The organism is Mucilaginibacter polytrichastri (assembly GCF_001911425.1).
Lineage (GTDB): Bacteria > Bacteroidota > Bacteroidia > Sphingobacteriales > Sphingobacteriaceae > Mucilaginibacter > Mucilaginibacter polytrichastri.
On sequence record NZ_MPPL01000001.1, the window covers coordinates 189,477 to 210,584 of the forward strand.

Below are 21,108 nucleotides of genomic sequence, written 5' to 3' on the forward strand. Positions count from 1 at the left end.
ATAACAAACAATGGAAACGATATGAATTTACACGGAATAGTTGCTGTAACCGGCAGGCCGGGTTTGTGGAAAGCTTTAGCTCAAAACAAAACAGGCTTTATTTTAGAAAGCCTTGATGCGCAGAAAACCAAGTTAGTGGTTAACGTGTCTACAGCTAAATTAGCTGCTTTAGACGAGATCACCATTTTTGGTACAGATGAAGATATTAAGTTGACGGATGTTTTAGAAACCATGAAAGCATCTGCCACTGCAGCGCCCGATGCTAAAGCTGACGGAAAAAAATTGCGCGAATACTTTTTTGAAATAGCGCCAGACCACGATGAAGATCGTGTTTACAGTTCTGACATTAAAAAGGTGTTAACCTGGTTCAGTATTCTTAAAGAAAGACCGGAGTTTAACGAAGAGCCAGCTGCACCAGCACAACCGACTGAAGAAGAAGCTAAATAAATTGATTACGGATTTATTTAAAAGATAAAATGGGCGATGAAATTGTTTCATCGCCCATTTGTTTTATGCTTGCAGTTTGGTTCGATGGATTTTAAATCCTAAATCGAACGTCCAAATATTAACAATCCTGCTGCTGACACTTCTCGTCAACAAATTCGGCTTCGAATGTACAGTGGGTAATATCTAAGTGCTCCAGCCTGTGGCGCAGGTCGTGTTTTATTTTATCAAAGAGCGACATGTCATCAGGGTTAATCACAATATGTGCCGTAAGTGCATTTTCTGTAGTGCTTAGCGCCCAAACGTGTATGTGATGCACATCTACCACCCCTTTAGCCTTCATAAGTTCCAGCTTGGTTTTGGTTAAATCAATAGCTACCGGTACGCCGTCCATTTCCAGGCGGATGCTGTGCTTGAGCAGGCTCCATGTACCGGCAAGTATAATCACTGCAATAATTAAGCTCACAATGCTATCTATTACATACCAGTGGGTAAAATAAATGATTATACCGGAAATGACTACCCCTAATGATACAATAGCATCCATAGCCATGTGCAGGTATGCGCCTTTTACATTAATATCTTTGTCTTTATCTTGCACAAACAGGTAGGCAGTAAAGGCATTAATGCCGATACCCACAAATGCCACCCAGGCAATGGTGATACCCTCTAATGGATGCGGATGCGTAAAGCGGATTATTGCCTCGTAAACGATGAACCCTATAGACACCAGTAAAATAATGGCATTAAACAGCGATACCATAATGGTAGACCGCTTGTAACCATAAGTATATTTATCATTAGCGCTAACCTTGGTAAGTTTGAAAGCCAGCAATGCTAATGCCAGGCTGGCTACATCGCTTAAGTTATGGCCAGCATCTGTAAGCAGCGAAAGTGAGCCTTGTATCCAGCCTACAATAACTTCTACAATTACAAATGCCGAATTAAGGACAATGCCCCAGATAAAAGCTTTGTTAAGATGATCGAGTTTTGGGGTATGATCATGATGGTGCCCAAACCCGTGCGAGTGGTCATGATCATGTGAGTGTCCGTGGTCGTGTGCCATGGCGCAAAACTACTTATAAATCTTTACAGGCTATTATAAAAAAATGATTAGATGCCTCAAAAACAGCATATTTTAATACTACTCGTGGTGGTAGGGTTCGCCCTTCAAAATCGTGTAGGCACGGTAAAGCTGCTCAATAAAAAACAGGCGCACCATTTGATGTGAAAAAGTCATCCTGGAAAGGCAGAGCTTATCGTTTGCACGGTCATAAACCGATTGGTCAAAACCGTAAGGCCCGCCTACAATAAACACCAGGTTTTGTACAGAACCTATGGCTTTCTTATCCAGGAAATTTGCAAATTTCTGTGAGGTAAATTCCATGCCTTTTTCATCAAGCAGGATCACATGATCTGTATTGGCGAGTTTTTTTAAGATGAGCTCGGCTTCTTTGGTTTTTTGCTGATCGGTGGTCAGCGCCTTAGTATTCTTTAACTCGGAGAGGTCGATAATATCCAGCTTAATGTAATGCTTTAGCCGTTTAGTGTATTTATCAATACCATCTTTCAGGTAAGTATCTTCGGTTTTTCCAACGGTTAGCAGGGTAATCTTCATCGTAATTATAAGGCAAATATACAGCTTATAACAAAAAAGCCATCCCGGTATTTGTCGGGATGGCTTTATATAAATTGTGATGTTTGTATCGTTAGTTGTTATTTGGCATACCGCCTTGGTCACCTTGTTTAAGGTCATCATTGTTAACGCCTTTTTTCTGGTTTTGCGCACCGTAAGTGATCTTGCCGAAGTTGTAGGTAAACGAAATACCGAATGACCGGATTGGGTAAGATATTTTCTGGCTTTGGTTGAACCCGTTACCGTTGATCTTAGAATCAAGGATCAGGTATTTCTGGAATGGCGACAATGCATTCAGACCCAAAGTGAATTTCTTTGCAATAATGTCTTTCTTAACACCAAAGCCAAACAGGTTAAATGCCGGGTTAGTACCTTGTATGGTACGGCGTGGCGAGTTAAACACACCAAAGCCTTCAATAGCTAAACCACCTTTTAATGCTAATGATGCGCTTAAAAAAGCATTATAGTTATAGTAAACTCCGCTGCCGGTTTGCTGTGCAGATTGTGCTGCATTTGCCTGCGGATTATAAGTATAAGCATTAATGTTACCGCGGAGGGTTAAGATTTTAATAGGGTTAACAGAACCGAAGAAGCTTGTACCCCAAGAGTTGTTGGTACCAATGTTTTGATAATCGGTACGGGTTACTATGCGGCCCAGATCCGGATCAAGGATAGATGAGGCAATACCCTCTATCAGATCATTAGTGTGTTTGTAATAAACCGAGAAGTTAACTACAGAGCTTTTTATAAAGGTGGTATAACCCAGCTCTACACTCTGCGTAATTTCTGGTGATAGGGTAGGGTTACCTTCTGTCTGGTTATCGGGGTTAGCCTTGTTGATAAACGGGTTCAGGAAGGTTAAGCTTGGCCGCTGGATACGTTTGTTGTAGGTAAGCTTTAATGTTTGTGTAGGCGTAAGCGCTTTCGACAATATGAAGCTTGGTACAAAAGTAGTGTATGAGTTTTTAAACGGCTGTAAACTTGGCTGTGTAGCATTGTTTGGGTCGCCGGTAATTTGGGTGTTCTCTACACGGCCGCCAACTTGTAACGTATAACTTTTTGGCAGGGTAAAGCTTAATACAGTATAACCTGCGTAAACATCCTGGTTATAATCGTACAGGTAAGATGCGGTATCGTTAGGTAAAAACGGACCTTGGTTTAAGATCTGCCTGTCCACTTCCGAAGTGCTGTTTAAACGGCGGAAGATACTTTTACCACCGGCTTCTAACTTAATGTTTTTGCCAATTGGCAGTGTATAATCTGCCTGAAGGGTGTATTCGTCGTTTTTACCGTCGTTACTACCCATTTGGTTAGGCGTTTGGCTAATGTAAGCAGCTGCAACATTGCTGTACAGGGTAGAGTAATCGGTATTAATTTTGCTATGGCTCCACTGGCCTGCAAAGCTTAACTCTTCGTCTTTTAATTTAAACTTGTGGGTATAACCGGCATTCCAGTCAAAACCACCAAAGCTGCCTTTGCTGTAGTTGGTACTGTTATAGTTGGGGCTATTTGTAAAGCTGCTGTTGGTGGCCATAGATTGGCCGTGTATATTCATACCGCCGCCATTAAGCCTGAAACTTGATGTGATGCTGTTAAACTCATTAACATCATAGCCGGCAGTTACCGAACCGATGGTACCATAACGTTTGGTTTTTGAAGTTGAATTTTGAGCGCGTACTAAGGTGCCGGCTGTACTGTTAAAATCAACCAGCGATGTTTGCGGCCATGCAAAGTTGGTACCTACGTTGGCAGCCAGGCTAAAGCGGTTATGTTTATAGTTAACGTTTACGTTACCATTGTTTTGGCGGGTACCTACACCACCACTCACCGAACCATTTAAGCCCGATACATCGCGGCTTTTGGTAATAATATTGATGATACCACCAGAGCCTTCTGCATCGTATTTTGCAGAGGGAGAGGTAATAACCTCAATGCTTTTAATCTGATCGGCAGGGATGGTACGCAATACGTCGGCCAAGCTGGTTGACAATGCGCCCGATGGTTTGCCGTTAATTAATACACGTACGTTTTGGTCGCCGCGTAAAGATACGTTACCATCCAAATCAACCGATACCAATGGCACCTTGCGCAAAATGTCTGTAGCATTACCACCGCTTGATGTTAAATCTTTTTCGGCATTGAAAACGATTTTATCAATCTTGTTTTCAATAATTGGTGCCTGTCCGGTTACCACAACTTCTTTCAAAGCCTTGGCACCTGGCGATACCACAATATTACCCAGGTTTTTATCGGGTTTAGAGCCGGTGGTTAATACCGGGTCAATTACCTTGGTTGGGTAACCGATGTAGCTAACCGCAATTTTATAGTTGCCGGGTTTAATATCGAGTTTAAAACCACCTTTAGAGTCGGTTAGTACGCCGTTAAGCGGTACTTTACCACCACTGCGAAAAATGCTTACGGTAGCATAATCAAGCGGTTTGCCCGAAAGGGAGTCGATTACGGTACCAGAAATACGGCCGGTAATAGTCGATCCGCCGCCTGCACCCATTTGGGCCTTGGCAGTTATCACACTACAGAATATTGTAAAAAGTAAAAGTATTCGTTTCATTTATTAATGATTTTGGAGATTAGAGGCGAAAATAATTTAAATGTTACAGGTGATTTGGAGAAATTGGTAAATGCTGGCAAGGATGACAGAATTGTTACAAATAGATGTGTGTAAGTAACACATTGAGGGTGAGGTTTAAGGCCATAAAATGTCAATTGCGAGGTGCGATGCAATCCCAAACATACAGAGCAGATCTGCTTATCGGGGATTGCTTCATACCTCGCAATTACGGATTTGAAGCTGAATGCCTTAATTCTTGTAGCTTGTTTCTCGCAGCTTAAACTACCATATTTACAATTCTACCTTTAACAACAATTACCTTTTTAGGGGCTTTGCCATCAAGATAGCGTTGTACATCGGCGTTGGCCAAAACAAATGCCTCGGTATCTTTAACATCCAGCGAAAGCGGGATGTTGAGGTTCATTTTGGTTTTACCATTGATAGAGATCGGGTAAGCAAAATCATCTTCGATCAGATACTCCGGGTTAAATTTAGGGTAGGCAGCATACGATAAAGTACCGGCCGGGTTACCCAATTGTACCCAAAGCTCCTCGCAAATGTGTGGTGCGTATGATGACAGGATTACAACCATATCCTGAAGAATGGCACGTTTGTTACATTTTAAATCCGTCAGTTCGTTAACCGCAATCATGAAACTGGATACTGAAGTATTGAACGAGAAGCGTTCGATATCCTCTTCCACTTTACGAATGATCTTGTGCAGTGCTTTAAGTTCGGCTTTGGTTGGGGCTTCGTTGGCTACGGTAAACTCCCATTGATCGTTGTGGAACAATCTCCAGAACTTACGCAGGAATTTGAACACCCCCTCGATACCGTTTGTATTCCAGGGCTTGCTTTGCTCCAAGGGGCCTAAGAACATCTCGTACATCCGCAGGGTATCGGCGCCGTAACGCTCGATAATGTCATCAGGGTTTACAACGTTGAATTTAGATTTCGACATCTTTTCAACCTCAACACCGCAGATGTATTTGCCGTTCTCTAAAATAAATTCGGCAGTCTCATATTCGGTGCGCCATTTTTTGAATTTATCCAGATCAAGAATTTCGTTGGTAACGATGTTTACATCAACATGTAATGGAGTTGTTTTATACTGATCTTTTAATCCATGAGATACATAGGTATTAGTCGGACGACCCTCTTCATCTACCAAACGGTAAACGAAGTTTGATCTACCCTGGATCATTCCCTGGTTAATCAATTTCTTGAAAGGTTCTTCTTCAACAACCTTACCTATATCTTTCAAGAATTTATTCCAGAAACGGCTGTACAACAAGTGCCCGGTTGCATGCTCAGAACCACCGATATACAGGTCGACATCTTTCCAGTATTCAATCGCTTCTTTCGATGCAAATTCGGTTTCGTTGTGGGCATCCATGTAGCGGTACCAGTACCAGCTGCTACCAGCCCAACCTGGCATGGTGCTTAGTTCGTATGAGAATGCTTCACCCTGGCCCGCTCCAGAGGAGAGGGTATAATGCCAATCTGCAGCGCGGGCCAAAGGTGGCTCGCCGCTTTCGGTTGGCAGGTATTTATCAACCTCGGGCAGTAAAAGCGGTAATTCGCTTTCGCTGATTAAGTGAGGCAGGTTATCTTTAAAATAAACCGGAACAGGCTCTCCCCAATAACGCTGGCGGCCAAAAATAGCATCGCGCATACGGAAGTTAACGCGTGCTTTACCGGCGCCCACTTCTTCCAATTTAGCAATTACTGCTGCGGTTGCCTCTTTATATTCCAGGCCGTTAATGAAATCAGAATTGATGTATTTCCCTTCCTTAGTAGGGTCGGCTTCTACCTCAATATTCTGGATGTCCATGATAGGCACAATCGGCAAATTGTAGTGCTTGGCAAACAAATAATCGCGCTGATCGCCGGATGGAACGGCCATTACTGCACCTGTACCATAGCCAGCCAATACGTAATCGGCAATCCATAACTGGATCTTTTCGCCGTTTAGCGGGTTCAATACGTAGCTGCCGGTAAATGCGCCCGATACTGTTTTGGTATCGGCCATACGGTCGAGCTCCGATTTCTTTTTGGTTTGGGCGATGTAGGCTTCAACCGTAGCTTTTTGCTCAGGCGTAGTTAATTGAGAAACTAACTCATGCTCGGGTGCCAGTACTACGAAGGTTACTCCGAAAATGGTATCTACGCGGGTGGTGAAAACCTCGATATAAGCCTCACCCCAGCCCTCTCCAGAGGAGAGGGAGGAAGAATCTTTAGTCGAGTTAGCCCCCTCTCCGGAGGAGAGGGTTGGGGTGAGGCCAAACTTTACGCTTGCACCCACACTCTTGCCTATCCAGTTGCGCTGCATTTCTTTCAGCGGTTCGGGCCAGTCAATGGTGTCCAGGCCTTGCAGTAAACGCTCGGCGTATGCGGTAATGCGCATGCTCCATTGCATCATTTTCTTTTGCTCAACAGGGTAGCCGCCGCGCTCAGAGAAGCCGTCTTTTACCTCGTCATTTGCCAATACAGTACCTAAAGCGGCACACCAGTTTACGGTGCTTTCGCGCAGGTAGGTAAGACGATATTTTAATAATTCTTTTTGTTGCTCTTCACTGGTAAATGCTTTCCAATCATCGGCGGTAAAGGTTAAAACCTCCTCGTCGCTCGCAGCGTTGATGCCTTTTGAGCCATGTTTTTCAAAGTGCTCAGCCAGCGTGGTAATCGCCTCTGCTTTGTCGGCAGCTTTGTTATACCACGAGTTAAACAGTTCCATAAAAATCCACTGCGTCCACTTATAATAGTCGGGCGAACTGGTGCGCACTTCGCGGCTCCAGTCGAACGAGAAACCAATCTGGTCTAACTGGCGGCGGTAGGTGGCAATGTTATCTTCGGTGGTAATGGCAGGGTGCTGGCCGGTTTGTATGGCATATTGCTCGGCCGGTAAACCAAACGAATCATACCCCATGGGGTGTAAAACGTTAAAGCCTTTGAGCCTTTTATAGCGTGCAAAAATATCAGAAGCAATATAACCCAGTGGGTGGCCAACATGCAGCCCTGCACCCGAAGGATAAGGGAACATGTCCATCACATAGTACTTTGGCTTAGGCGAAAGGTTGTCGGCTTTAAATGTTTGATGGTCGGCCCAAAACTGCTGCCACTTTTTCTCGATGTCTTTAAACTGATAATCCATTATTGCAAACGCTATAAAAAAATGCGATTGCGAATTTAAGAAAAATGACGGCTTATATAATAGACTTTGCTTATTACTTACACTTAAGCAGTTGGTTAGTTGTTTTATTAAGCTGTAAATAAGTATTATTGTTGTACATGAAACGCTTATTATCCAACCTTACCTTCCAGGTTATTATTGCTATTATACTCGGTATTATAGTAGGGCTTTATTTTAAACCTTTTGCCCCTATAGCGCAAACCATTAGTAAAGTATTTATCAGCATGATTACCATGCTTATTGCACCCATTATTTTCTTTGTGATAGTGCTTGGCATATCGGGCATGAGCGACATGAAAAAGGTGGGCAGGGTAGGTGGCAAGGCGCTTTTATATTTCGAAGTGGTAACCACCTTTGCCTTAGTAATTGGTGTAACCGTGGCCAACCTTATTAAACCCGGCGCAAACTTTGTTAGCCCGGCCAACATGGATACCGCCAAACTTGCACAATACGAAAAGCAAGCCAGTGAAATGCATTGGGGCGACTTTTTTACGCACATTGTACCCGGCAACGTATTTGAAGCTTTTGCCAAAGGCGACATCTTACAAATCTTATTTTTCGCTGTATTATTCGGCTACGGGTTAAGCAAAATGGGCGAGGCAGGGCAAAGCGTAATCAGTTTGTTTGATAAACTGCAAAAGGTTTTCTTCAATATTATGCACATTGTGATGAAGCTGGCACCGGTTGGGGCTTTTGGCGGTATGGCCTATACCATTAGTACGTATGGTATTAAAACCCTTAAGCCATTAGCCATGCTGATGGGATCGGTTTACCTTACTATGGCCCTGTTTATTTTTGTGGTGCTTAACTTAATTTGTTACCTGTTTAAATTTAGCCTGTGGCAATATCTTAAATTCATCAGGCAGGAAATATTGATTGTGCTGGGTACTTCATCGTCAGAACCGGCACTGCCCTTAATGATGGATAAGATGGAAAAGTTTGGCTGCTCCAAATCTGTAGTGGGCCTGGTGATCCCTACCGGTTATTCCTTTAATTTGGATGGTACCACCATTTACCTGTCTATGTCGGTTATATTTTTGGCGCAGGTATTTAATATCCCGCTTTCTCTGGGGCAGGAACTTACCATTATTGGTATCCTGATGATTACCTCCAAAGGTGCAGCAGGCGTAACCGGCAGCGGCTTTATTGTGCTCACATCTACCCTGGCAGCCATAAAAGTGATCCCGGTAGAAGGTGTCGCCATTTTACTGGGGGTGGACAGGTTTATGTCAGAATCGCGGGCTATTACCAATGTAATTGGCAACGGCATAGCAAGTGTGGTAATTGCCAAAAGCGAAAAAGAATTTGACGAGGCGAAGTACCAGGCGGCTATAAGTGGAGGGAAGTGATTTTTGGGAGTTATAAAATGAATTACATTATTAAAATCAATAATATAACTTTTCACAATGGTTATTCTTTAGATCTTGAATTTCCTATAAAGGAGGTGTTGCAGATTAACTCTGTTGTTATTGTATTGATAGAATCCCCTTTTGAAATTATTTATAACAGTAATGTTTTTGCATTTAGTGTAACCGGTAATTTTTTGTGGAGAATTGGGCATGTAAAGCTTTATGATAAGAGTTCAACCGATTGCCCATACGTTGGCTCAATAGTCAATAATGACAGTGAGTTAGTATTATTTAATTGGTGCGATACAGCAGTTGTAATAAATCCACTAACAGGCGAGGTAATCCGCACTTATCAAACTAAATAATATCTAAATACCGTCCCCATGCATTATGCCCCTATGGACCACCTGTTTGTAGCCAGATAGGATTGTGCTTTTTGCGCCGAAGATGCTACCCTTTTAGTCGAATGATAGGTAGCCCTACGGGGCATGAACCAATGGGCGTTTGCATTAGGGATTGCAGCGGATACCAGCCTCGCGCGTAATGCCTGCAGGCGTATGAGCGTAAAGCCCGGGCCGAAGGCAATGCCATTATTAAGTGAGTGGTTGAGTAGTTGATTCGTGAGTGGTTGGCAATCGTAACATACTTATGCGAAAAAACCTTTCACTATCAACATAGGTGCTAATACGATTATTTCCCAAATACTACCATGCGACTGGGCGCTATTTATTAATATAAAATCCGCATGACCCCATAAATCACCATTTAACAATAACCTAATAAATCACCAAATTTTAACCATAATTGTTGCAAAGAGATTACCCAAAAATAATTTGACTTTATAGTCAATAACTTTAGCTTTGCCACAGTAAAAGAAAAAAACCATGAGCGTTCTCGTAAATAAAGATTCAAAAGTTATAGTACAGGGTTTTACCGGTAACGAAGGTACCTACCATGCCTCGCAAATGATTGAGTACGGAACCCAGTTGGTTGGCGGTGTAACGCCGGGCAAAGGTGGCCAGAAACACTTAGATAAGCCGGTATTTAATACCGTACAAGATGCTGTTGACCAAACCGGTGCCGATGTATCTATCATATTTGTACCTCCTGCTTTTGCAGCCGATGCCATTATGGAAGCCGCTGCTGCTGGTATTAAAGTAATTGTTTGTATTACCGAAGGTATCCCAACGAAGGATATGATTGCGGTTAAAGAATATTTGACGGATAAAGATAGCCGTTTAATTGGCCCTAATTGCCCGGGTATTATTACTGCCGACGAAGCTAAAATTGGTATTATGCCAGGCTTTATCTTCAAAAAAGGCAACGTTGGTGTGGTTTCAAAATCTGGCACGTTAACTTACGAAGCCGTTGACCAGGTTGTTAAAGCTGGTTTAGGTATCACTACCGCTATCGGTATTGGTGGCGACCCGATTATAGGTACACCTACCAAAGAAGCAGTTGAGTTATTAATGAATGACCCAGATACACACGGTATCATCATGATTGGTGAAATTGGTGGTGGTATGGAAGCAGAAGCTGCCCTATGGATTAAAGAGCATGGTACTAAACCTGTGGTAGGCTTCATCGCCGGCCAAACTGCGCCTCCGGGCCGCCGTATGGGCCACGCCGGTGCTATTGTTGGTGGTACAGATGATACTGCTGCTGCCAAAATGAAAATTATGGCCGAGTGCGGGATCCGCGTTGTAGAATCACCTGCCGAAATTGGCGCTGCCATGGCAGAAGAACTGGCTAAATTAGCTTAAGCATTACAAGCAAGAGTAAGGAATAAAGACCTGATCTTTAAATTATAGAAACTCCTGGTCCATTGGACCGGGAGTTTTTTTGTTTGTCAGAGTCTTAATTTACAGGATTTAGGAATCTAAGAAATGCTATTCCCCTCCTTGGGGGGGGCATGTGTGGCTGTGCGTTGGCAGGGGTGGGTTCTTTAGGACAAGAAGTTGTATTTACTCTTCACTCATCCAATCCATAATCTTTATTTCAACCTATCAAAAATATTCGTTGTCCATTTTTGCCTGCTTTTTAAATCAAATCAAAATAATCTGTATTTTAAAGCACCGCAATTTACTGGTCATGAAATACAAACTTATTTTCCTTTTCTCCATCTGTTCGTTTATCACTTTCGCTCAATCTTACAAACCACCGGTATTTACCGATGCCAACAGGAGTAAAAAAATTGCCGCTACCTTCGATGTGATTGACCAGCTTTATAAAGATTATGCAGCAGCTAATCATTGGCCCGGCCTGGCCTACGGTATTGTGGTAGATGGCCAATTGGTGCATACCGGTAATATCGGCTATACAGATCTAGTTAATAAAACAGCAGCGAGTTCCAAGTCGGCTTTCCGCATTGCCTCAATGACCAAGAGTTTTACGGCTATGGCGATACTAAAGCTGCGCGATGAAGGCAAGCTGAAACTGGATGACCCGGCAAGTATGTACGTGCCTGAGATGAAGAATAGTAAACTGCTGACCAAAGATGCTTCGGCAATAACCATCCGCAACCTACTGACCCACGCTGCCGGCTACCCCGAGGACAATCCCTGGGGTGACCGCCAACTGGCCGACAGCGACGAGGAGTTGCTCAATATCTACAGAAAAGGTTTGTCGTTCTCTAATGATCCCGGCTTGGGTTACGAATACAGTAATTTGGGCTTTGCCACTTTGGGGTACATTATTAAAAAAGTATCGGGCAAAACTTATGAAGACTACATCACCGAAAATATTCTGAAGCCACTGGGCATGAACCATACTTATTGGGAGTATACAAAAGTACCTAAAGAGCAACTGGCACTTGGTTACCGCTGGCTCAATAACGAATGGGTAGAGCAGCCGTTATTGCACGATGGATCTTACGGAGCAATGGGCGGGCTGATTACTACCATCGAAGACTTTAGTAAATACATGGCCCTGCATATGGCAGCCCGGCCGCCGAGGGACGATATAGAGACAGGACCGGTTAAACGGAGTTCGATCCGCGAGATGCAGTACCCTTGGGATGTATCGGCGCTTAACCTGGCAGCTAAACTAACTAATGGTAAACCCTGCCCAACGGTATCGGCCTATTGCTATGGCCTAAGATGGACTAAAGATTGCGATAACAGAATTTATGTTGGCCATACAGGCGGCTTGCCGGGCTTCGGGAGCCAATGGAACATATTGCCCGAGTACGGCATCGGTATTGTGTCGTTTGTTAACCTCACTTATGCTAATGCAGGCTTCCCTAATAAACAGGCATTGGATACCTTGCTGGCCTTGTCGGGCATTCAGCCTCGTGTCTTACCAGCCTCAGCTATTTTAAATAAGCGTAAAAGCGAGTTGATTAAACTGCTGCCTAATTGGGATAACGCCAAAGCCAGCAACATATTCGCCCAAAACTTCTGGATGGATTATTTCCCGGATAAATTGAAAGCAGAAGCGACAGAGGCCTTTGCCAAAGCCGGTAAAATAACAGGGCTGAGTGAAATAATTGCCTTAAACCAACTGCGCGGTTCTTTTATAATGCAGGGCGAAAAGGCTAATATCAAGATCAGCTTTACATTGACACCCGAAAACCCGGCTTTGATACAGGAGTATCATTTGGAGGTGTTAGGAAATTAGGTTTAAGCTAAATGTCATCCTTATTGTTTCATGAATCCACGCGCTAAGTCTAAGATTGCACAGTAACTACCCGGTTTGTGGGGTGCCAAAACAAGTTGGTATACCTGGGCTGCATACCGTCAAAGCCATGTAAATAATACCATACGGTACCAACCAAGCCAGCCATTATGCGTATATTTATATAACAAAATCAAATCGATGGAATCAACAATCATCGGTGAAATCAAAAGAAAATATGGAATACAACAAGCTAACACCCGAAGAAGAAAGGGTAATATTATACAAAGGTACTGAGCGCCCGTTTACCGGCGAGTTGCTCAATAATAAGGCAGAAGGCTTATATGTTTGCCGCCGTTGCGATGCTGCGCTTTACACTTCTGATACCAAATTTGAATCGTTTTGCGGTTGGCCAAGTTTCGATGACGAAATACCCGGCGCAGTACGGAAAGAAACAGATGCCGACGGTAGCCGTACCGAAATATTATGCGCCAACTGCGGTGCACACCTCGGGCACGTATTTACCGGCGAACGTTTTACACCTAAAAATACACGCCACTGTGTAAACTCGGTTTCGATGAAATTTGTGCCCCTGGTTAAATAAAAAAAAGTCAGGAATCGAGCGTTAAGAATCGAGACAGGATTTGCGATATAGATTGGTGAAGTTCGCAATCACGATATTATAAAGCCTTGCTATTTCGATAGTAAGGCTTTGTTTTTATAACGTCAATATTCAATGCCATTTAATTTCAATAGAAAGATAAACCCTACTTTTACAAAATGCAAGCCCACACCAAACACGAAATAGTTGCCTGCGAACGCTGCCGTTCGCCGTTTGAGTGCAAGGCCAACTCTTTTACCAAATGCCAGTGCATGACGGTGCAGCTTAACCTTAACGAAACCCAATACATCAGCGAACTTTATGATGGCTGCCTTTGTGCATCGTGCCTTACCGCACTGCGCAATGAGTATAGGTTGTTGATGAACCTGCCGCTTGAGCAGTAGTTATGGCTGTTTGTAGCTTTTTAGGTATTTCAGTATTATACCGTTAGGATTTCTACCGACAATCTAATGCCCTTTAACCCGCTTGTTTACAATAACTGATAACTATTAACCAATAACGAAGCCGTATTCACCGAAAAAATAGCCCCGCTTACCTAAAAGCACTGTAATTTAAATGACTTGTGCGGCACCTTTGTAGTGTAAAACAACACACAATGTCATGAAAACATTACTTATTACTTTCTTAGTTTATTATGTAGAACGCGCCGAAATATTTATGCATATTTTCCGCGAGTTGATGAACTAATTGAATGGAATTACCATTGGTCGATACATTTAGTTTATTTATCTATACTTTGTTGTATGCTAAAAAATATTGATGCAACTTTAGCATGGTTATTGTAATTAATTGTTTACCAAACTCGTTACAAACTGCCGCTTATGAAAAACTTTACTTATCTGTTATTATTAGTGCTGTTTTTTACCGCCTGCAAAAAGGGGGATATTAAGCCTATTGCCACAATTGCTTGTATAGACACGCTGCAGCATGATATTGTAAGTGTAAACGGCGTAACGAAATCCTTAATTAACCAGGAAATATCTTTTAATGTAAGCTGGAGGGCAACCAACAACTGCGATAAGTTTGTGAACTTTAAGCAGGACACCAGCAATAACACAATAGCTATTAAAGCCTACGCATCGCACGATAGCTGTACGGTTTGTGCCATAAATACCAACGCACTTAAAGCTGCTACCTATAAATTTAAGGCTGCTAAAGCGGGTACCTACTACCTTAAATTCTACAAAGTAGGCACCACTCCTAATGATCTCCCTATTACCGATACTTTGTTGGTAGAATAATAAAAAAAACAGGCATCGTAATTGTATCACTAATTTTCAAAACTAACAGTTTATGAAAAAGGGAGATACCGTACATTGGAGCTGGGGCAAAGGCGAAGCCGAGGGAAAAATTGAAAAGAAACACGAAGAGCCCGTTTCTAAGCAAATTAAAGGCACTACCGTTAAACGGAACGCCACCAAAAAAGAGCCAGCCTACGAAATTAAAACCGATGAAGGCCAAAAGGTGATCAAATCTGAAAGCGAGTTAAAAAAAGGAAAGAAATAATGCCTCACTTAAATGCTCTCCAAAAGAGAGGACTTTAATCTTGCCACTTTTCTGGAGAGATTTGGGCTGAGGCTTTATGCCGTTTACCGCTTTTTAACCTCCGTTCGCCGAAAAAGTGTATGGTTTTTTGCTGCCAGAAACTTACATTAGAGGTATGGTAAAAACCCCTATTATAACCGTTAAAAATCTGGTAAAGCAGTATGATGACTTTACAGCGGTTAAAGACATTAGCTTTGAGGTTTTTGAAGGTGAAATATTTGGTTTGCTGGGCCCAAATGGTGCCGGTAAAACTACCACGCTGGAAATTATTGAAACCCTTAGAAACAAAACCTCGGGCGAGGTTATAGTTGATGGCTTTAATGTAGATACTGATGCCGGCAGTATTAAAAAGCGTATTGGCGTGCAGCTACAGGCCGCAGGTTATTACCCCAACCTAAACCTGGCCGAGCTGATTACCCTATTCTCGGGTTTATACGGCATTAAAGTAAGCCCCATGGCCATGTTGGAAAAGGTTAACCTTACTGATAAAGCGAAGGCAAAATATAAAGACCTCTCGGGCGGGCAAAAGCAGCGCTTTTCTATCGCTACCACATTGATCAATAATCCGCGTGTGGTTTTTCTGGACGAGCCAACTACCGGCCTCGATCCGCAGGCACGCCGTAACCTTTGGGAGTTGATTAAAGAAATTCAAAAAGCCGGAACCACTGTAGTAATTACCACCCATTATATGGACGAAGCCGAAGTACTTTGCGACCGTGTTGCTTTTGTAGACGGCGGTCACATTATCGGTATCGACACCCCCGACCATTTTATCGATACCCTGGTTGCCTCGGGCTTCGAGCGTAAAAAAGAAGTTAAGCAAGCCAACCTCGAAGATGTGTTTATTAATTTAACAGGCAAGGAGTGGAGAGAGGGCTAATGAACCTTACCCAATCCTCCCCAAAGGAGAGGGCTCTTGATTTTTTCAATTACACATAAAAAAGATTCCTTATTACTCCCTTTCTTGTGGAGAGGGTTAAGCTAAAACCAATCACAAAATGAAATCATATAGCAACCTAAACGCAACCCTGGCCATTGCCAAAGCTAGTTTAGTATCCATATTACGCAGCCCGTCGGCGGTTGTATTTACGCTGGCTTTTCCGTTAATATTTATCGTGGTGTTTGCCAATGTGGGCGGCGGCGGTTTAAAGGTAGATGTTGGGGTAGCCAAAACATCTGATACCAGTAACGCCATTTACCAGGTGCTTAAAAAGGTAAGCGTGGTAAATTTTGTAACCAAATCATCAACTGCAGAAATGCAAAAGAACCTGGAGAAGGGTACACTGGATGCTATTATCGAAATTAAAAAGAATAATCATCTGCCGCCGTTCACCATCAATGTAAAGTATACCAAGGCATCGCAGGATAAAGGCAACATTCTGCGCTCTTTACTTAACAGCATCTTATACAAAGCAAATACCGCTGCCAGCCAGGCGCCGCCACCCGTTGCCGAACTTCACGAAGCAACTGTTAGTGGCCGCGAGTACAAATACATCGACTTTATATTGCCGGGCCAGTTGGGCTTCTCTTTATTAAGCACAGGTGTTTTCGGTACGGCATTCGTTTTTTTGAGCCTGCGCCAAACGCTGGTAATTAAGCGCTTTTTTGCCACACCGGTTAAACGCTACAGCATTGTTTTGGGCGAAATGCTGGCCCGGATAGTTTTTGCGTTGATGGGTGCCATATGTATTATCCTGATCGGGCATTTCGCCTTCGGCTTTACGCTGATACATGGCTGGGTAACGGTTGTAAATATGCTGGTACTGGCTATTGCGGGGCTCATTGTATTTATGGGTTTCGGCTTTACGGTATCTGGCATTGCCAAGAATGAGAGTACGGTGCCGCCGCTATCCAACTTAATTACGCTGCCCCAGTTCTTATTGTCGGGTACGTTTTTTTCTACCAGTGCATTCCCAAAATGGATGCAGCCTATAAGCAATGCACTGCCTTTAACACACTTAAACAATGCCATGCGTAAGGTAGCATTTGAAGGAGCAGGCCTTGGTGATGTAACGCATCAATTGCTGATATTAGGTATATGGGGTATAATTATTTATGCCATTGCCATTAAAACTTTTAATTGGGAAGCGTAATTTAGTATTTCTTAATTGTAACGTTGTTGTTATATTTGCGGCTTTGTTAATATTAAATTAACATACGCCGAAGATGTTTTTTAGAAGTATAGCCCTAATTATAGTTCTTTTTATCAGTGCTGATAAGTGCCTGGCCCAGTCGTTCGACAAAACAGGCAGTTGGGGATTAGTCACTGTAGTTTTGCCCGGTAGTGTCGACCATCGCTGGGGCGGTTATACCGAGTTACAAACCCGTACCAATGATTTGTTGTATAAAAACTTTTACTACTATGAAGTTAAGGGTGGGGTAAGCTATAATTTCACCAACAATTTTGCTGCCCTATTAGGTACGGGCCATTATACCACCTATAATTACCGCGATGTAGATACCGGGCCAACCGTTAAAGAAAACCGCTTATGGGAGCAATTTACCCTGCTGGAATACTTCGATCGCATAAAAATAGAGAACAGGGTGCGCATTGAGCAGCGGTGGCTGAATGGCGATTACCGTAATCGTTTCCGCTACAGATTAAATTTTATAGTGCCTTTTAATCACCCCAAAATACAACAGGGTACTGTGTTTGCATCTGTTTTTGATGAGATGTTTTTCAATAACAAAGCCCCAAATTTCGAGCGCAACCGTGTTGCTGCAACCCTGGGATACCAGTTTACCAAAGCCATTAGTTTACAGGCCGGGTGGATAAACCAATACAATAAGCTGCCGGCATCAACCAATGAAAAAGACAATATGATGATGGTTTTTATCTACAATATTCAGCGTAAAAAAGGGCCGCAGCACGAGCAATTACCCACCACTAAAGATTAAATTTATAGTTAAGTAAACCAATTCTATATAATTGGTGTTTTTAACTTAACCTAATTTTAACCTTTTCAATTTAACTTTTTGATTTATCTTAGCGCGAATTATTGTATTGTATACACTTACCATAAAAAAGTAATAAAAAATGAGCTTAATCATTGATGTCCATGCCCGCCAGATTCTGGATTCTCGCGGTAACCCAACAATTGAAGTTGAAGTATTAACCGAAAACGGCGCACTTGGCCGTGCTGCAGTGCCGTCTGGTGCTTCAACCGGTGTGCATGAGGCTGTTGAGCTGCGTGATAATGATAAAAATGTATACATGGGTAAAGGCGTATTAAAAGCCGTTGCCAATGTAAATGATATAATTGCTAAAGAACTGCAAGGCCTTGATGTGTTTGAGCAAAACGCTATTGATAAGATCATGATCGATCTTGATGGTACGGCAAACAAAGGTAAATTAGGTGCTAACGCTATATTGGGTGTTTCTTTAGCTGTTGCTAAAGCTGCTGCACAAGAAAGCCGCCAGCCGCTATACCGCTACATTGGTGGTGTAAACGCTAATACTTTACCAATCCCGATGATGAACATCGTTAACGGTGGTTCACACTCTGATGCGCCTATTGCATTCCAGGAGTTTATGATTATGCCGGTTGGTGCTCCTTCATTTTCTGAAGCATTAAGATGGGGTACTGAAGTATTCCACAACCTGAAAAAGATTTTACACGACAGAGGCCTTTCTACCGCAGTAGGTGACGAAGGTGGTTTTGCGCCAACTTTTGAAGGTACCGAAGATGGTGTTGAAACCATTTTACAAGCGATAGAAAAAGCAGGTTACAAACCAGGCGAAGATATTTACCTGGCGTTTGACTGTGCAGCTTCTGAGTTTTATGTAGACGGTAAATACGACTATACTAAATTTGAAGGCGAAAAAGGCGCTATCCGCACCAGCGAAGAACAAGCTGATTACCTGGCTTCATTAGCTGCTAAATACCCAATCATTTCTATCGAAGATGGTATGGCTGAGGATGACTGGGCCGGCTGGAAATTATTAACCGAAAAAATTGGCGATAAAGTGCAATTAGTAGGTGATGATTTGTTTGTAACCAATGTAATCCGTTTACAAAAAGGTATCGACGAAGATACAGCTAACTCTATCTTGGTTAAGGTAAACCAAATCGGTTCATTAACCGAAACCATTAACGCGGTAACTTTAGCACAAACTAACGGTTACACTTCGGTAATGAGCCACCGTTCTGGCGAAACAGAAGATGCTACCATTGCAGATTTAGCTGTGGCATTAAACTGCGGCCAAATTAAAACCGGTTCTGCATCACGTTCAGACAGGATCGCTAAATACAATCAATTATTACGTATCGAAGAAGAATTAGGCAGCAACGCAAAATTTATTGGTAAAAACTTCAAATTTTTGAAGAAATAATTGAAGTTGAAAAGTTAACCGGTTTATTATTTGATCGGTTTGCTTAAGCATATTTAAAAAAGGAGCCGGCTTTGTGCCGGCTTTTTTGTTGGTTAAATTTTGGCCTTAGTACTGGTTTGGTAAAAATGCCTCGATAAATGTATTCATTCCAAATCCATAATTGCCCGGTTCAAAAAAAAACCAGGTATATGTGTCGGAGAAGAATAGCATTTCATCTCATTAATAGGTCGCTTCATGGGCTGGAAAGATATATTTTATAATATTGGTTGATATATCAACCAATATTATATCTTTGTACCATGAGTCATAAAATTGATCATCCTATCCCGCCCTCAATGGTGGCACAAATAGGCTCCCTTTATCATAGGATATATAGAGAATGTGATAAAATTTTTCGGGAGCACAACTTTCCACTACAAATGGATCAGATCCCCATTGTTTTGAGTTTATATTACTCAGGCGGGTCCTCTCAAAAAACTATCGGTACAAATGTGGGGCGTGATAAAGCATCAATTAACAGAACAATATCAGTTTTGCTTAAACAGGGCTTTGTAAATGTAATTCAGGATAACATTGACAAGCGGAAAACCTATGTAGAATTAACAGCGAGCGGCGAAAAACTGGCAAAGCAGGCCGATGCTATTCTTGTGAAATTTGATTTCACCTTGTCATCCGAACTAACAGCAGAGGAAAGAAAAGACTTTGATAAAACAATACTGAAATTAATCGGGGTGGTTACTCCACTTTAACAAACCAACATTAGTCTATAAAACTTAACACAATGAAAAACAGGTTGTTTCTGGTGTGTATGCTATTGCCTGTACTTGGCTATTGCCAAGGTGTTGACAGTAGTGGCTTGCACAAAAAATTGGCTACTACAGCGCCTTTTTTAGGCGGTGTTGCTGTAAATAATATTGTATCGCCGGTTAGTGCCAACGGTAATACTTTTACTATGCAACAACCAATAGTAGATCTGGGCTTCCCTGTATACAAGGATTTTTCGGCAGCTCATTCTTTTTTAATAAAAACAGGCATCCGTTACCAGGGTCTATTTCTTTCAGGTGAACAAAATATAAGCAGCAACGAATTTAATTCGATCACTGTTCCCTTATTAATAAATTATTCGCTTTCGCAGACTACCAGTATTTCTTTTGTAGGTCTGGCAACCTTGGGTTCCGATATTAAAGGTCGTATCGGTGCAGCGGATATTCTTTATACTGCCGGTGTGCGGTTGGGGTTTCGCCCCGGCAAATCATTTCGGTATGGTATCACGCTCGCTTACAGCAGTAATTACTCCGGTAAGTTTCTGTTACCTATACCTGACATTGACTGGACGATCAACAAAAAATGGAGCTTCACGGGTGTAATACCAGCCAGAGCTTCTTTAAAATACAAGCTATCTGAATTGCATTCGCTGGGTATTACAGCATCATTCAGTGGCAGTATGTACCGCCTTGATGGAGGTACGAAAGAGCAATATATACATTTACAGCAAAGTAGCGCGGGACTCATTTATGACCTTAAACTTAATCGGCGCTGGAAACTGAACCTTATTGCAGGCCATACTCTTTCGCAAAGACTGGAAACATTTAATATGGATCAAAGAGTGCCATTTGATGGTTTTGGCAAGCTCAACGATAGGATTGCCAATATATCTTATCGTCAAAACTCATTTATATTTCAGGCTGGGCTTAGTTATGAGTTTTAAATTATCCCAATAAGTTCGCCGGTTTTTTTGTGACATGGCGCTTGCAAAAGAAATGCTTATCTTTGCGGCATAATCTGGCATCTTTAAAAGTAAA

19 protein-coding genes are annotated in these 21,108 nt (G+C 42.4%); 15 read left to right on the plus strand and 4 right to left on the minus strand.

The features are described 5' to 3' along the window. Positions 1-21: 21 nt before the first annotated feature. The gene (locus RG47T_RS00845; protein WP_074487435.1) at positions 22-447 is read left to right on the plus strand and encodes a DUF5606 family protein; all 426 of its coding nucleotides are present in this window, start codon (positions 22-24) and stop codon (positions 445-447) included. 118 nt (positions 448-565) lie between these two features. Here the strand turns inward: RG47T_RS00845 and RG47T_RS00850 are convergent, their stop codons facing one another. From RG47T_RS00850 to leuS, 4 genes are all read right to left on the minus strand, one after another. After that, on the minus strand, positions 566-1,510 hold the full coding sequence (locus RG47T_RS00850; RefSeq protein ID WP_074487436.1) for a cation diffusion facilitator family transporter: 945 nt from the start codon (positions 1,508-1,510) through the stop codon (positions 566-568). Positions 1,511-1,588: 78 nt separating this feature from the next. After that, complete coding sequence (rlmH, locus tag RG47T_RS00855) at positions 1,589-2,062, minus strand: 23S rRNA (pseudouridine(1915)-N(3))-methyltransferase RlmH (protein ID WP_074487438.1); 474 nt, start codon at positions 2,060-2,062, stop codon at positions 1,589-1,591. Between the two features lie 91 nt (positions 2,063-2,153). Then, positions 2,154-4,649, minus strand: a complete 2,496-nt coding sequence (locus tag RG47T_RS00860; protein WP_074487440.1) for a TonB-dependent receptor — start codon at positions 4,647-4,649, stop codon at positions 2,154-2,156. 277 nt (positions 4,650-4,926) lie between these two features. After that, positions 4,927-7,803: a leucine--tRNA ligase gene (gene leuS, locus RG47T_RS00865; RefSeq protein ID WP_074487441.1), complete on the minus strand. Its 2,877-nt coding sequence runs from the start codon at positions 7,801-7,803 to the stop codon at positions 4,927-4,929. Between the two features lie 137 nt (positions 7,804-7,940). On the opposite strand from leuS, the gene dctA reads away from it, so the two are divergent. From dctA to RG47T_RS00935, 14 genes are all read left to right on the plus strand, one after another. Further along, a complete protein-coding gene (gene dctA / locus RG47T_RS00870) occupies positions 7,941-9,191 on the plus strand; it encodes a C4-dicarboxylate transporter DctA (RefSeq protein ID WP_074487442.1) in 1,251 nt (416 codons plus the stop codon). Between the two features lie 17 nt (positions 9,192-9,208). Then, complete coding sequence (locus RG47T_RS00875) at positions 9,209-9,556, plus strand: DUF7957 family protein (RefSeq protein ID WP_074487444.1); 348 nt, start codon at positions 9,209-9,211, stop codon at positions 9,554-9,556. A 519-nt stretch (positions 9,557-10,075) separates the two neighbouring features. After that, a complete protein-coding gene (sucD, locus tag RG47T_RS00880) occupies positions 10,076-10,954 on the plus strand; it encodes a succinate--CoA ligase subunit alpha (RefSeq protein WP_074487445.1) in 879 nt (292 codons plus the stop codon). Positions 10,955-11,282: 328 nt separating this feature from the next. Beyond that, complete coding sequence (locus RG47T_RS00885; protein ID WP_074487446.1) at positions 11,283-12,809, plus strand: serine hydrolase domain-containing protein; 1,527 nt, start codon at positions 11,283-11,285, stop codon at positions 12,807-12,809. Between the two features lie 181 nt (positions 12,810-12,990). Continuing rightward, positions 12,991-13,410 carry a methionine-R-sulfoxide reductase gene (locus RG47T_RS00890; RefSeq protein WP_394365250.1) on the plus strand — a complete coding sequence of 140 codons (420 nt, stop codon included), beginning with the start codon at positions 12,991-12,993 and terminating at the stop codon, positions 13,408-13,410. 176 nt (positions 13,411-13,586) lie between these two features. Continuing rightward, positions 13,587-13,811, plus strand: coding sequence for a cysteine-rich CWC family protein (locus RG47T_RS00895; protein ID WP_074487448.1), 225 nt, complete (start codon positions 13,587-13,589; stop codon positions 13,809-13,811). A 438-nt stretch (positions 13,812-14,249) separates the two neighbouring features. Then, entirely contained in the window at positions 14,250-14,669 is a 420-nt protein-coding gene (locus tag RG47T_RS00900) for a hypothetical protein (RefSeq protein WP_074487450.1), read from the plus strand. A gap of 52 nt (positions 14,670-14,721) precedes the next feature. Continuing rightward, positions 14,722-14,934: a hypervirulence associated TUDOR domain-containing protein gene (locus RG47T_RS00905; RefSeq protein WP_074487451.1), complete on the plus strand. Its 213-nt coding sequence runs from the start codon at positions 14,722-14,724 to the stop codon at positions 14,932-14,934. 154 nt (positions 14,935-15,088) lie between these two features. Then, positions 15,089-15,853: an ABC transporter ATP-binding protein gene (locus RG47T_RS00910; RefSeq protein ID WP_074493005.1), complete on the plus strand. Its 765-nt coding sequence runs from the start codon at positions 15,089-15,091 to the stop codon at positions 15,851-15,853. 118 nt (positions 15,854-15,971) lie between these two features. Further along, positions 15,972-17,066, plus strand: a complete 1,095-nt coding sequence (locus tag RG47T_RS00915) for an ABC transporter permease (RefSeq protein WP_074487452.1) — start codon at positions 15,972-15,974, stop codon at positions 17,064-17,066. Between the two features lie 73 nt (positions 17,067-17,139). Then, positions 17,140-17,871, plus strand: coding sequence for a DUF2490 domain-containing protein (locus RG47T_RS00920; RefSeq protein WP_074487453.1), 732 nt, complete (start codon positions 17,140-17,142; stop codon positions 17,869-17,871). Positions 17,872-18,010: 139 nt separating this feature from the next. Continuing rightward, positions 18,011-19,306, plus strand: a complete 1,296-nt coding sequence (gene eno, locus RG47T_RS00925; protein WP_074487455.1) for a phosphopyruvate hydratase — start codon at positions 18,011-18,013, stop codon at positions 19,304-19,306. Between the two features lie 299 nt (positions 19,307-19,605). Continuing rightward, on the plus strand, positions 19,606-20,055 hold the full coding sequence (locus RG47T_RS00930; RefSeq protein ID WP_074487457.1) for a MarR family winged helix-turn-helix transcriptional regulator: 450 nt from the start codon (positions 19,606-19,608) through the stop codon (positions 20,053-20,055). Positions 20,056-20,087: 32 nt separating this feature from the next. Beyond that, positions 20,088-21,014: a DUF6268 family outer membrane beta-barrel protein gene (locus tag RG47T_RS00935; RefSeq protein WP_074487458.1), complete on the plus strand. Its 927-nt coding sequence runs from the start codon at positions 20,088-20,090 to the stop codon at positions 21,012-21,014. The last annotated feature ends 94 nt before the right edge of the window (positions 21,015-21,108 follow it).

What these genes read in the sequence shown, in the direction of transcription:
- rlmH (WP_074487438.1), bottom strand. Translation starts at nt 2,062, where the DNA reads ATGAAGATTACCCTGCTAACCGTTGGAAAAACCGAAGATACTTACCTG.
- eno (WP_074487455.1), top strand. Translation starts at nt 18,011, where the DNA reads ATGAGCTTAATCATTGATGTCCATGCCCGCCAGATTCTGGATTCTCGC.
- RG47T_RS00930 (WP_074487457.1), top strand. Translation starts at nt 19,606, where the DNA reads ATGAGTCATAAAATTGATCATCCTATCCCGCCCTCAATGGTGGCACAA.
- RG47T_RS00860 (WP_074487440.1), bottom strand. Translation starts at nt 4,649, where the DNA reads ATGAAACGAATACTTTTACTTTTTACAATATTCTGTAGTGTGATAACT.
- RG47T_RS00915 (WP_074487452.1), top strand. Translation starts at nt 15,972, where the DNA reads ATGAAATCATATAGCAACCTAAACGCAACCCTGGCCATTGCCAAAGCT.
- RG47T_RS00910 (WP_074493005.1), top strand. Translation starts at nt 15,089, where the DNA reads ATGGTAAAAACCCCTATTATAACCGTTAAAAATCTGGTAAAGCAGTAT.
- RG47T_RS00875 (WP_074487444.1), top strand. Translation starts at nt 9,209, where the DNA reads ATGAATTACATTATTAAAATCAATAATATAACTTTTCACAATGGTTAT.
- RG47T_RS00920 (WP_074487453.1), top strand. Translation starts at nt 17,140, where the DNA reads ATGTTTTTTAGAAGTATAGCCCTAATTATAGTTCTTTTTATCAGTGCT.
- RG47T_RS00845 (WP_074487435.1), top strand. Translation starts at nt 22, where the DNA reads ATGAATTTACACGGAATAGTTGCTGTAACCGGCAGGCCGGGTTTGTGG.
- RG47T_RS00895 (WP_074487448.1), top strand. Translation starts at nt 13,587, where the DNA reads ATGCAAGCCCACACCAAACACGAAATAGTTGCCTGCGAACGCTGCCGT.
- RG47T_RS00905 (WP_074487451.1), top strand. Translation starts at nt 14,722, where the DNA reads ATGAAAAAGGGAGATACCGTACATTGGAGCTGGGGCAAAGGCGAAGCC.
- leuS (WP_074487441.1), bottom strand. Translation starts at nt 7,803, where the DNA reads ATGGATTATCAGTTTAAAGACATCGAGAAAAAGTGGCAGCAGTTTTGG.
- RG47T_RS00885 (WP_074487446.1), top strand. Translation starts at nt 11,283, where the DNA reads ATGAAATACAAACTTATTTTCCTTTTCTCCATCTGTTCGTTTATCACT.
- dctA (WP_074487442.1), top strand. Translation starts at nt 7,941, where the DNA reads ATGAAACGCTTATTATCCAACCTTACCTTCCAGGTTATTATTGCTATT.
- RG47T_RS00850 (WP_074487436.1), bottom strand. Translation starts at nt 1,510, where the DNA reads ATGGCACACGACCACGGACACTCACATGATCATGACCACTCGCACGGG.
- RG47T_RS00900 (WP_074487450.1), top strand. Translation starts at nt 14,250, where the DNA reads ATGAAAAACTTTACTTATCTGTTATTATTAGTGCTGTTTTTTACCGCC.
- sucD (WP_074487445.1), top strand. Translation starts at nt 10,076, where the DNA reads ATGAGCGTTCTCGTAAATAAAGATTCAAAAGTTATAGTACAGGGTTTT.
- RG47T_RS00935 (WP_074487458.1), top strand. Translation starts at nt 20,088, where the DNA reads ATGAAAAACAGGTTGTTTCTGGTGTGTATGCTATTGCCTGTACTTGGC.